Here is a 12,324-nt window from a genome sequence, read left to right on the forward strand (position 1 = left end):
GCCGAGATTTGCGCTTCTTCACAAGGCAATCGTGACCTCCGTCGCCGCTGTCAATCGACCCTGCCGACCCCGCGCATCCCTGGTGGCCCATAACCCCGAAAGGCATACCCCATCGGTAAAAGGTTCCTTCAACCATCGCAGGAGCGGATAATTGGCGCCCCTCGACACAAGCGGCTGTGAAATGTACGTACCCGGTCAACGCTGGATCTCCACCGCCGAGCCCGAGCTCGGCCTCGGCACCGTGCTGCGCGTCGAAGGACGCGGCGTGCAGGTGCTGTTTGCCAAATCCGGCGTGTTGCGCCCTTATGCCGTGGATTCGGCGCCCCTGGTCCGCGCCGAGTTCCGCGCCGGGCAGCGGGTCGCCGGCAAGGGCATTGCCTTCCTGGTGGAGCGGATCGAGGAGCGCGAAGGGCTGCTGGTGTACCGCGGCGAGGGCCGCGAGCTGCACGAAGGGCAGCTCGACGACGAACAGAGCGTCAGCCAGGCCGATGACCGCCTGATCGGCGGCCGCACCGACCCCGCGCACCACTTCGAGCTGCGCCTGGAGGGCCTCAAGCGCCGCGCCGACGCCCGCCGCTCAGCCAGCTGGGGCTTGGGCGCCGCGCGTATCGGGCTGGTGCCGCATCAGCTGCGCGTGGCCGGCATTGCCGCATCGCGTCATCCGCCGCGCGTGCTGCTGGCTGACGAAGTGGGCCTGGGCAAGACCATCGAAGCGGGCATGATCATCGCTCGCCAGATCGCCACCGGCCGCGCCTCGCGCGTGCTAGTGCTGCTGCCCGACACCCTGGTCTACCAGTGGTTTGTGGAGTTGCTGCGGCGCTTCAACCTCAGCTTCGCCATCTACGACGAGGAACGCTGCGAAGCGGTGGAAAAGTCCGACGGCGGTCACAACCCGTTCGAAGACGAACAATTGGTCATCGCCGACTTCAGCTTCCTCGAACACAGCCCCAGGCGCATCGAGGAGCTGCTGGACGCCCCCTGGGACCTGCTGGTGGTCGACGAAGCCCATCACCTGGCCTGGACCCCCGAAGCGGCCAGCCCGCGCTACACGCTGGTCGAGCGGCTTGCCGCCGTCACACCGGGCGTGATCCTGCTTACCGCCACCCCGGAGCAGTTGGGTCGCAGCGGCCACTTCGCGCGCCTGCGCCTGCTCGATCCGCAGCGTTATCACGACTTGGACCTGTACCTGGCCGAATCCGAGCGCTTCCAGGCGCTTTCACACATCGCAGACAAATTGCTGGAACGCACGCCGCTGGAAGCCGCTGAGCTTGAAGTTTTGCGCGTCGCGTTCGAGGGCGATGCCGCACTGCAAGCCCATCTCGCCGACACGAGCAAGCCCGAACACAGCCGCGAGCTGGTCGCCGCACTGATCGATCGCCACGGCACCGGCCGCTCGATGTTCCGCAACCGCCGCGCCGGCATCGGCGGCTTCCCCAAGCGCATCCCCAGCTGGGAGCTGATCGACGCCGACGGCCTGGACGAAAGCACGCGCCAGGCCCTGCTCGGCGAATTCCACACCGATATCCAGCAGCCGGTGCCGGTAGTCGACGTGGACTACGACAACGATCCGCGCATCGACACGCTGGTCGACCTGCTGGAACGGCACCCGCAAGACAAATTCCTGCTGATCTGCCGCAGCCAGGCCAAAGTGATGGCGCTGGAAGAAGCCCTGCGCACGCGCACCGGCGCGGGCATCGCGCGCTTCCACGAAGGCCTGGGCATCGTGCAGCGCGACCGCAACGCGGCCTACTTCGCACAGGCCGACGGCGCACGCCTGCTGATCTGCTCGGAAATCGGTTCGGAAGGCCGCAACTTCCAGTTCGCGCACCGCCTGGTGCTGTGGGACTTGCCGCTCGACCCGGACCTGCTCGAACAGCGCATCGGCCGCCTGGACCGCATCGGCCAGAAGCACGATATCAGCATCCACATCATCGCCGTCGCCGATAGCGCGCAGCACGTGCTGGCGCGCTGGTACGACGAAGGCGTGGACGCATTCCGCACCAGCCCCGCCGACGGCCGCGAACTGCTGCGTCGCTTCGGCGAACCGCTGACCCGACTGGCCGACGAACATGCCCGCGGCGACGACCAGCGCGACCAGGAGCTGGATGTACTGCTCGCCGAAACGCGCGCCAGCCACGAGCAGATGGCCGAGCTGATCCGCGCCGGCCGCGACCACCTGCTGGAACTCGCCGCCAGCCGCGACCTGCATGCCGACGAACTGGCGCAGGCGTTCCGCCGTGAGGACAACGACCCGTCGCGCGATGTCTTCCAACAGCGCTTGCTCGAATCCTTCGGCATTCACGCCGAAGAACTCGGCGGCAACGTCGTGCTGCTCGATCCGCAATACCTGTCCACCGACGCCCTGCCCGGTTTCGCCGAAGGCCCGACCTCCATCACCTTCTCGCGCGACGTGGCATTGGCCCGCGAAGAACTGCCGCTGCTGCGCCTGGATCATCCGATCATCAGCGGCGCACTCGATCTGGCGCTGTCCAGCGAGCGTGGCAACGCCGCATTCATGGTCGACGACGCCTTGCCGCCGCGCAGCGCGCTGCTGCAAGCGGTGTACGTGCTGGAATGCGTCGCCTCGCGTCAGCTCGATGCCGAACGCTTCCTGCCCACGCAACCCATCGTGGCCACCATCGACACCAAGCTCACCGAGCGCGCCGGCTTCCATCCCAGCGACGGCTCGCTGCGCAAGGCCGCCGAGCGCAACATCGAAGTGCCGCGCTATCGCAAATTCCTCAACAAGCTGGTGCCGCCGATGCTGGAAAAAGCCGAGGCAGCCGCCGCCCTGCGCGCGCAAACCAGCATCGCCGAGGCCGTCGACGAAGCCAGGGAAACGCTGGATGCCGAACTGGCACGCCTGCGCGCCTTGCAAGCGATCAACTTGTCGATCGGCGAAGCGGAAGTGACCCGTGTGGAAGAAGAACGCGCCGCGCTGCTCTCCGCGCTGCCGCAAGCGCGCTTGCGCCTTGATGCCGTGCGCTTCGTGGTAAGCCCTGATTTCCTGGCGCTGCGCTGAGTCCCCACACATACGTCTGCTAGCAAACCCTCTCCCATTGGGAGAGGGTTTTTCGTATGTGCGTCAGGATTCACCTAATCACTCCATCCGCAACCGCCGACATACAACCGTCTGGCAAAGTGGAGAATGGGCAACGTCGGGCGTGCTCCGTGCTTTTCGGGAAATCGCACACCCGACGTATGAAGTGAAGTGCGCGGATCGCAAGAGCTACCAACTCAAACGATCCGCTGGCCACCACCAACTGAAAGAGAGTTGATCATGGTTAAACCCATCATACGGCACACGTGCACCCCCGCACCCCACCCGTGCCACATTTCGAGTCACTTCACACGCGTCCGGACAGGGCGACGTCGGGCCATCCCGGGTAGCGGATAAAGCCATATCGGCCGGTATCGCTTTTCCGTGCAGGATTTTCCTGCAACCCATCACGCCGTGTGCAATGCACGGCGTGACTTAACGCTCATGGAGTGACGACAATGACCAAGCGCCTCAACGAGGACGCCGCCGCGTCCGGCTATCTGCTGACCGAAAAAAATTATCTGCGATTGGAAAAAGTTCGCGATCAACTCCTGCTGATCGCTAACTTCATCACCGCCGTAACGCAGGAAGAAGAGGACATCCCCCTACAAGTAACACGCAGCGCTTTCAGCCAATGCCTGGAAAGCTTTGCCGATCAGATCGACGTGGCATTGACGACAACGGAATGGCGCAAGCGCGCAAACCGTAGGCTGGGTTAGCGCAGCGTAACCCAGCGATGGCGATCGGGATGTCGGGTTACCCCCGGATCAACTCCGGGGCAATCCAACCCACGTCTTACGGCTGCGATTACACCGTGCTTGCATCGGCACCCAACGCACTCATGCGCCGTCCCACGCCAAACACCACGTACGCCACGCTCAGCAGCGCCACCCACAGCGCGCCAACATACAGCGCCACGCGCGTATCCGGGCTGTAGCCCAACATCACCAGCACAAAGGTGAGGAAGGCCAGGCACACCAGGCTGCTCAACGGCCACACACGCAGCGGAAACGCGGTGGCACCGTGGCGGCGACGGAAGCTGAAGTGGGCGATCAACACCATCATCCACGTCCACACGGTGTTGAACGACAAGATCGACATCATCATCGCGAAGATGCGCCCCGGCAGCAGGTAGTTCAGCACCACGCCAACCACCAGGCACGCCATGCACGCCAGCACGCTGCGCGTCGGCACGCCGTCCTTGCTCACCTTGCCCAAGAACGCCGGTGCCTGCTTCTTGTGCGACAGGCTGTACAGCATGCGGCTGCCGCTGAAGGTGGTGCTGTTGAAGCCCGACAAAGCCGCGGTGATCACCACGAAATTGATCACGCCTGCAGCCTGGTGAATGCCCAGCTTGGCGAACGTGGTCACGAACGGGCTGCCCTGCGTACCGAGCTGATTCCATGGATAGATCGCCATGATCACCAGCAGCGCACCCACGTAGAAAATCAGAATGCGCCACAGCACCGAATTGACCGCGCGCGGAATGGTGCGCGAGGGGTTTGCCGCCTCGCCCGCGGCCATGCCGATGGTCTCGATGCCGCCGAAGGCGAACACTACGATCGGCAACGCCAGCAGCATGCCGCTCACGCCGTTCGGGAACCAGCCACCGTGATTCCACAGATTGCCCAGGCCCACCGGATGGCCGCCATTGCCCAGGCCAAACCAGATCATGCACGCGCCACCGATGATCATCAGCACCACGGTCACCACCTTGATCATGGTGAACCAGAATTCCATTTCGCCGTACACGCGCACGGCCATCAGGTTCAGCCCGCCGATCATCACCACGCTGCCGAACACCCAGATCCACTGCGGAAGTTCGGGAAACCATTCCTTCATGTAGATGCCCACGCCGGTGCTTTCGGCCATGCCCACGCCCACCATCAGCAGCCAGTAGTTCCAGCCGGTGAGGTAGCCGGCGAACGGCCCAAGATAGCGATGTGCATAGCTGCTGAAAGAGCCTGCCACCGGATCTTGCACCGCCATCTCGCCCAGCGCGCGCATGATGATGTAGATCATCAAGCCGCCGAACATGTAGGCGAAGATCACCGACGGACCCGCCATCTGGATGGAGTTGGCCGAGCCAAGGAACAGGCCCGTACCAATGGCCATGCCCAGCGCCATGAAGGTGATGAGGCGCGAATTGAGGCCGCGCTGCAGGTGTTGGGTCATGGATGAAGCCCGTCGGTAAGTGTTTTATCAGCGCATCAAGCGGCGGTTCGGTTTGATCGGCAGCTTGCCGCGCCAGTATTCGATCATCAGGAAGCCGCCCAGCATACCGCCGAGATGGGCGTAGTGAGCAATACCCGGCAGTGTATTGGTCACACCGAAGAAAAGCTCAACTAGCGCATAGCCCGGCACCAGCACCCAGGCCGAAATGGGTATGGGAATTGGAAACACGATGATCTTCTCACGCGGATAAAGCATGCCGAAGGCAAGCAGCACACCAAAGACCCCGCCCGACGCACCGAGTGTTGGATAGACATCGTGAGCGAACCGGGCAACGACCAACTGAGTGAGCCCGGCAGTAATGAGACACACGAAGTAGTAGATCGTGAAATTTCGCTTTCCAAGCACTGGCTCCACGATGCGGCCGAACATAAACAAACCGAACATGTTCGAGAAAATGTGCAGGTATCCGCCGTGCAGAAAGCCGTAGGTAAGCAACTGCCAGAACCTGAAGCCTACTGATACAACGGAGCCATCAGCCGCCCGGAGCATCTGATCTGCACCAAGTGGCCAAAGCGCGAAATGCACCAACAGATAGTCCCCGATCACCTGCTGCAGCAAGAACAGGGCGACGTTGGCGACAATCAGATTACGGGTAATGGGAGGGAGGCGAATTGGCATAGAAACGTCCGGCACGACTCGCTCTAGTATCGAGCACCTCTCATCCAACAAAAAGGCCACCGCGAGGGTGGCCTTTTGCATGAATTGCCTGCGGAGCGATCAGCCGTTGTGCGTGCTCAGATCGATCTGCGCCATCGCATCCGGACGGCGTGCGCCGGCAAAGTGCTTCGACCAGTAGCTGTCGCCAAGGTTGTCCACGCGCACCGACTCGCCGCGGCGCGGCGAATGGATGAACTGGCCGTCGCTGAGGTAGATGCCGACGTGCGAGACGCGGCCCTTGCCGTGGCGGCCGGCCGTGCGGAAGAACACCAGGTCGCCCGGCTGCATGTCGTCGCGGCGAACGATGTGGCCGATCAGGTACTGCGAGGCGGAGTTGCTCGGCAGCTCCAGGCCCAGCGCACGTTCGAACACGTAGCGCACGAAGCCGCTGCAATCGAAACCGTGGGAAGGATCGCGGCCGCCGCGCACGTAGCGCACGTGACGCAGCTGCATGGCCAGGCCGATCAGCATGTCGCGCAGGCCCTGCGCGGTCTTGGCGTCGCTGAACTGGGCGGTGATGTCGTCGCCGGCGGCGTCTGCATCGGTGTTCGCAGCGTTCTTGGCGTCAGCCAGGGCGGCGATCGGAAGCTGGGTGGGAATCGTGGACTGCGCCAGGGAAGGCGCGGGCGTAAAGGCAGCCAGGGGATTCAACAGCGAAGTGGAGATCTTTCCGGAAATCTGTGCCTGCATGCCGTCGTCGACGGAAGCTGCGAGGACCGGGCTTGAAAAGCACATAGCCGTGGCCAGCGCGGCGAGTACGAGTCGCGTTTTAGGCATTAGGTGGATCTCTGGGCGGTAACTTAGTCCGGTCGTCGCCCCCTGCGGCGACCGTGACGAAGCAGTGAAGGTAACAAAGCAACTCCCCCCACATGTTCGGATGAAGTTAACTGAACCCCGTCGTTTGCAAAATCAGGCAATGCCCTGATGTCGACATAATTATTTGTTTTTAAACAAATAAAAATGAGAAGTTACAGATTGTAGGCGAGCGGGCCTGAAATTTTTAGGCAACATTAACGCCAGAATCGCGAAGAACCTCACAATTTTGTCCTAGTGACGCCCCCCAAAAATGGCCGTACCGATGCGTATTTCCGTCGCTCCCTCAGCGATGGCAAGGGGAAAATCGCCGCTCATGCCCATGGAAAGCCGCGGCAGGTCGTGGCCTTCGGCCGCGCTGCGATCGCGCAGCTCGCGCAGACGGCGAAAGCAGGCTCGCACCTCGCCGGCATCCTCGGACAGGGTGGCCAGGGTCATCAGGCCGCGCACGTGCAACGTGGGATAGGCTCGCAGTGCCACCAGGAAGGCCGGCAGTTCCCCGGGAGGCAGGCCGGTCTTGCTCTCCTCACTGGCCGTCTTCACCTGCACCAGAACGTCCAGGCTGCGGCCTTCGAGCTGCAGCCGGTGATGCAGGGCTTCGGCCAAGTCCAGCCGATCCAGCGATTGCACCTCGTGAGCGAGCCGGGCCACGTCCTTGGCCTTGTTGGTCTGCAGGTGACCGATCACCACCCACTCGATCGCCTCGCCGGCCAGGGCCGCCGCCTTGTCGCGGACTTCCTGCACCTTGTTCTCGCCGAAGCGATGCAAGCCCAGGCCCAAGGCGGCGCGGACGGTGTCCGCGCCGAAGGTCTTGCTGACCGGAAGAATGGTCACCTCGGCCGGGTCGCGACCGGCCGCCTGGCAGGCCTCGTCGACCCGCCGGCGTACCGCGGCCCAGTTGGCGGCCAGTTGCGCGGCATCGGTCAACGGATCAACCCCGCTTGCCCTGCTCGAAATGGCGCGCCACCACGTCGGCCACCACCATCGACACGCGCTTGCCGGTCGGGATGTGGATGAACTCGTTGGGGCCATGCGCGTTGGAGTGCGGTCCGAGCACGCCGGTGATCAGGAACTGCGCCTGCGGGAACTTGGCGCCCAGCATGCCCATGAACGGAATCGAGCCACCCTCGCCCATGTACGCGGCCGGCTTGCCGAAATACTGTTCGGAGGCCTTGGTCACGGCGTCTTCCAGCCAGGGCGACAGCTGCGGTGCGTTCCAGCCGCTGCCGTCCTTTTCCAGCTTGAAGCTGACCTTGGCGCCGTAAGGCGGGTCCTTTTCCAGCAGCCCCTTCACGAAATCGCCGGCCTTGGCGCCGTCCAGCGTCGGCGGCACGCGTAGGCTGAGCTTCACCGAGGTCTTGGGACGCAGCACATTGCCCGCGCTTTCCAGCGGCGGCAGGCCGTCTGCACCCGTCACCGCCAGTTGCGGACGCCAGGTACGGTTGAGCACCAGCTCGGTGAGGTCTTCGGTGACCGGATGCATACCTTCCACGAATGGGAACTTGCTGTAGATCTCCTTGCCCAGCACGCCGGCCGCGGCCTTGGCCTGGTCGATGCGCTGCGCCGGAATCTCCGCGTAGAGTTCCTTCGGCTTGATCCGACCGGTTTCAGGATCTTCCAGGCGCGACAACAGATCGCGCAGGATGCGGAAGCTGGACGGCACCACGCCGGAGGCATCGCCCGAGTGCACGCCTTCGTCCAGCACCTGCACGGTCAGCTCGCCGCCGGTCATGCCGCGCAGCGAGGTGGTGAGCCACAACTGCTCGTAGTTGCCGCAACCGGAATCCAGGCAGACCACCAGCGAAGGATTGCCGATGCGCGGAGCCAGGTGATCCACGTAGTAAGGCAGGTCGTAGCTGCCGGATTCTTCGCAGGCCTCGATCATGATCACGCAGCGCGCGTGCGGAATGCCCTGCTCCTGCAGGGCCAGCAGCGCAGCCAGCGACCCGAAGATGGCGTAGCCGTCGTCGGCACCGCCGCGGCCGTAGAGCTTGTCGCCCTTCAGCACCGGCGTCCACGGCCCCAGGCCCTCGGACCAGCCAGTCATTTCCGGCTGTTTGTCGAGATGGCCGTACAGCACCACGGTATCGTCGTTCTGGCCAGGCACTTCGATGTAGATCAACGGCGTGCGGCCTTCCAGGCGCACCACTTCGAGCGTGGCGCCGGGCAGCGACGGCAACTTGGTGTGCGCCCAGGTTTCCATCAGCTTCACGGCGGCGTCCATGTGGCCGTGCGCGACCCAATCCTTGTCGAACATCGGCGACTTGTTGGGAATCCGGATGTAGTCCATCAGTTGCGGGACGATTTCAGCGTCCCACAGATCGCTGACAAAGCGAGAAATGCGCGCGGTATCCACGTGGACTCCATGGTTCGAGTGAAAAGGCGATTCTAACAGCCGCCGTTCCGCCGCCAGCAGTGCACGATGGATGACTGCTCACACCCTGAGCGGAAGGTGGCCCACACACGAAGCCGGCCTCGACCCGCCCTCTCTGCACGTACTTCGCCGACTGGGCCGCCATGCCGGCCGCGGCGCAAAGTGGCATTGCGGCGCCGCCTGGCACCGCCTTTTCTACTCAGGGAGATAACGCCTCATGTTCAGGAAAATTGCCGCCATCGTCGGCCTCTCGCTGGCATTTGCCATGCCCGCTTTCGCCGCCACCGCGGTCAACGTCAACACGGCTGATGCCGAAACACTGGCCAAATCCTTGGATGGCGTTGGGCTATCCAAGGCCAAGGCCATCGTGGCTTACCGGGAAGAACACGGCCCGTTCAAAAGCGTCGACGACCTGACCCAGGTCAAGGGCATCGGTCAGGCCACGCTCCAGCACAACCACGATGCGATCCTGCTCAGCGGCGAAGGCGCCAAGGCCGAAGCAGACGCCGCGGCCAAACCCAAGCGTGCCAAGAAGGCCAAATCGGCCGCGTCCGAACCGGCCGCACAAGACTGATTCAACACCCAACCGGCGATACGGCCCATGGCGGGCCGTACCGCTTGCGATACACTCCGCGCCAACCAAACGTTGGTCGCCACCGCCAGCCCGTTGACATGATTCTTCCGCGCTACCGTATCGACGCCTCCCGCATCCGCGGCGCAGGCAAAGGCCTGTTTCTGGAAGAATCCATTGCCGCAGGCGGCATCCTCACCGCGCCCGATGCGATCGACCGTACCTATCGGCTGGACGAACTGAAGGCTGCGCCGGACCAGATGTACGCCAGCGCGCGCTGGTTCCAGGATCGCTACACGCTTTCGCCGGATTGGCCGGACGAGTGCTACATCAACCACAGCTTCGAGCCCACGGGCCTCTGGCACCTCGGCTTTGTGTTTGCCTTGCACGACCTGCCCGCCGGTACGGAAATCACCGTCGACTATCGGCACTTGCTGCCGCCGGGCGAGGAGGAGGACTTTATCGACACGGCCACTGGTGAGAAGATCATCGGCCTGCCCTGGTACGAGAGTCTGATGACCACGACTCGCGCCCTAGCCCACGTGTTGGACGGCGCAAGTCTCAGCGACTGATCCGAGATGATCGAGATTCCCACTCTGGAAACCGAGCGCCTTCGCATGACGGCGCTTACCGAACGCCACTTCAACGACTACGCCGCGATGCTCGCCGATCCGGATAGCACGCGATGGATCGGCGATGGCCTGCCACTGGATCGCACCAATGCATGGCGCTCGCTGGCGATGCTGATCGGCCACTGGCAACTGCGCGGCTACGGCATGTGGGCGCTGGAACTGAAATCCACGGGTGAATTCATCGGACGCGCCGGCCTGCTGCATCCGGAGGGCTGGCCGGACATCGAACTGGGCTGGATGGTGAAACCCCAGCACCGACACCACGGCTACGCCACCGAAGCCGGTGCTGCGACGCTGGATTTCGCGTGGGAACACCTGCACATCCTGCGCGTCATCAGCCTAGTTCGCGTCGGCAACGAAGCATCCGATCGCGTTGCCGAACGGCTGGGCGGCGAGCACATCGAAGATATCGATTTCTTCGGCAGCGACAACCACGTCTTCGCCTATTACCCGCCGCACCACGAATCCCGCCGCGCCCTGGCCTGAAGGCAAGTCGCGGCACTTCAGGCCTGCATGCGCTCCACCTTGCCTACCAGCAGGATGTAGGACAGGCTCCCCAGCAACGCCATTGCCGCGATATACGTGATGGCCCGCGAAAAATCCGCACCGTCGACCAGATAGCCGATCACGATCGGTGTGCTCACCGCAGCCAGATTGCCGATCAGATTGAACACCCCGCCGGTCAATCCGAGCAGGCGCGCCGGTGCCAGTCCCGACACCAGCGACCAGGTGATGGACGCAAAACCGTTGCCAAAAAAGGCAATGGTCATGAAGGCGATCACCCCTTCGATCGATGACGCATAGTTCGCACCGACAATGGAAGCCGAAATCAACAGGCCGACAATAATCGGGAGCTTGCGCGCCAAGCCTTGCGACGCGCCTTTGCGGAACAGCCAATCGGACAGCACGCCCGAACTCACCACGCCCACGAACGCCGCGAGAAACGGTAGCGACGCGAGAAAGCCGGATGTAGCGAAATCCAATCCGCGATATTTGACCAGGTAAGTCGGAAACCAGGTAAGAAAGAACCACAGCGTGGAGTTGACCGCGAACTGGCCGATGTAGACACCCCACAGCTTGCGCCGGCCAAGCACGAGCGCAAGATCGCTCCAGGTCGATCCTGTGCGCTTCTCCGGCGAGCGCGATGACGCGTTGCCGATATCCACCAGCCCGCCACCTTTGCTAATCACTTCGATTTCCGCCTGATTCACACCCCGAAACGCCCGCGGCTCGCGATAGATCGCGAACCACGCAAGACCCCATGCCACACCTATCAGCCCGGTGGAAACAAAAACCGCGTGCCAGCCAAGCCGGGCCTGCAACCAGGCCAGCACCGGCGTAAGAAACGCCAACCCGACAAACTGGCCCGATGTGTAAAAACCGATCGCCGTTGCGCGCTCGCGCGTTGGGAACCACGTAGTTACCACGCGATTGTTGATCGGATAAGCCGGCGCCTCCAGCGCACCCACCACCAGGCGCAACGCAACCAGCGCGACAAAGGACCCGGCAAAACCCAACATCACCGTAGCCAGCGACCACAGGATGAGTGCGGCGGCATAAAGCACGCGCGGCGCGACCCGGTCGACCAGCCAGCCGCCGGGAATCTGCATCAGCGCATAGGTCCAGCCGAACGCGGAGAAAACGAAACCCGCTCGCACCGAATCGATATCGAGCTCGCGGAAGAGCTCCGGTGCGGCGATCGAAAGATTGCTGCGGTCGAGGTAGTTGATCACCACCGTGACGAACATCAGCGCCATGATCAAAAAGCGCTTTCGACTAGGCTTGGAGAGCACAGGCTCTCGCGCTTCGAGACGTGCTGATGCCGGTTCGCGCTCCATCGCTGCTCTCCTCGTCACGATCCATCGCCCGAGGTTTTGTACCCAGCCGCGCGCGATCACTCCATTGACGTTAGAGCGGGGTCTCGCGCAGCGTCAATTCGAAAAAGGACGAATCTACGTTTGCCTGCCGCACCCGCAGGCTGGGTTACCCCGGATCAAGTCCG

11 protein-coding genes are annotated in these 12,324 nt (G+C 63.2%); 5 read left to right on the forward strand and 6 right to left on the reverse strand.

All coding sequences use genetic code 11. From position 1 onward, the window contains the following. The first annotated feature begins 181 nt into the window (after positions 1-181). On the forward strand, positions 182-3,022 hold the full coding sequence (gene rapA / locus ISS99_RS21145) for an RNA polymerase-associated protein RapA (RefSeq protein ID WP_204633576.1): 2,841 nt from the start codon (positions 182-184) through the stop codon (positions 3,020-3,022). A 476-nt stretch (positions 3,023-3,498) separates the two neighbouring features. Beyond that, a complete protein-coding gene (locus tag ISS99_RS21150) occupies positions 3,499-3,759 on the forward strand; it encodes an XAC0095 family protein (protein ID WP_204633577.1) in 261 nt (86 codons plus the stop codon). Positions 3,760-3,847: 88 nt separating this feature from the next. Here ISS99_RS21150 and ISS99_RS21155 read toward each other — a convergent pair whose 3' ends face one another. From ISS99_RS21155 to ISS99_RS21175, 5 genes are all read right to left on the reverse strand, one after another. Then, complete coding sequence (locus ISS99_RS21155; RefSeq protein WP_204633578.1) at positions 3,848-5,215, reverse strand: amino acid permease; 1,368 nt, start codon at positions 5,213-5,215, stop codon at positions 3,848-3,850. Between the two features lie 27 nt (positions 5,216-5,242). Next, entirely contained in the window at positions 5,243-5,974 is a 732-nt protein-coding gene (locus ISS99_RS21160) for a rhomboid family intramembrane serine protease (RefSeq protein WP_306482316.1), read from the reverse strand. A gap of 18 nt (positions 5,975-5,992) precedes the next feature. Continuing rightward, positions 5,993-6,709: a C40 family peptidase gene (locus tag ISS99_RS21165; RefSeq protein WP_204633579.1), complete on the reverse strand. Its 717-nt coding sequence runs from the start codon at positions 6,707-6,709 to the stop codon at positions 5,993-5,995. A gap of 270 nt (positions 6,710-6,979) precedes the next feature. Continuing rightward, on the reverse strand, positions 6,980-7,672 hold the full coding sequence (locus ISS99_RS21170) for a YggS family pyridoxal phosphate-dependent enzyme (RefSeq protein WP_239538270.1): 693 nt from the start codon (positions 7,670-7,672) through the stop codon (positions 6,980-6,982). A gap of 4 nt (positions 7,673-7,676) precedes the next feature. Next, entirely contained in the window at positions 7,677-9,101 is a 1,425-nt protein-coding gene (locus tag ISS99_RS21175; protein ID WP_204633581.1) for a M20 family metallopeptidase, read from the reverse strand. 235 nt (positions 9,102-9,336) lie between these two features. Between ISS99_RS21175 and ISS99_RS21180 the strand changes: the two genes are divergently transcribed. The 3 genes from ISS99_RS21180 to ISS99_RS21190 all read left to right on the forward strand — a co-directional run bounded on the left by ISS99_RS21180 (position 9,337) and on the right by ISS99_RS21190 (position 10,808). Further along, positions 9,337-9,693 carry a ComEA family DNA-binding protein gene (locus ISS99_RS21180; protein ID WP_204633582.1) on the forward strand — a complete coding sequence of 119 codons (357 nt, stop codon included), beginning with the start codon at positions 9,337-9,339 and terminating at the stop codon, positions 9,691-9,693. 98 nt (positions 9,694-9,791) lie between these two features. Beyond that, a complete protein-coding gene (locus ISS99_RS21185) occupies positions 9,792-10,262 on the forward strand; it encodes an SET domain-containing protein-lysine N-methyltransferase (RefSeq protein ID WP_204633583.1) in 471 nt (156 codons plus the stop codon). 6 nt (positions 10,263-10,268) lie between these two features. After that, complete coding sequence (locus tag ISS99_RS21190; protein ID WP_204633584.1) at positions 10,269-10,808, forward strand: GNAT family N-acetyltransferase; 540 nt, start codon at positions 10,269-10,271, stop codon at positions 10,806-10,808. 17 nt (positions 10,809-10,825) lie between these two features. Here ISS99_RS21190 and ISS99_RS21195 read toward each other — a convergent pair whose 3' ends face one another. Then, positions 10,826-12,079: an MFS transporter gene (locus tag ISS99_RS21195; protein WP_204633585.1), complete on the reverse strand. Its 1,254-nt coding sequence runs from the start codon at positions 12,077-12,079 to the stop codon at positions 10,826-10,828. Positions 12,080-12,324 lie beyond the last annotated feature (245 nt).

It is taken from the genome of Dyella mobilis (genome assembly GCF_016904945.1).
GTDB lineage: Bacteria > Pseudomonadota > Gammaproteobacteria > Xanthomonadales > Rhodanobacteraceae > Dyella_B > Dyella_B mobilis.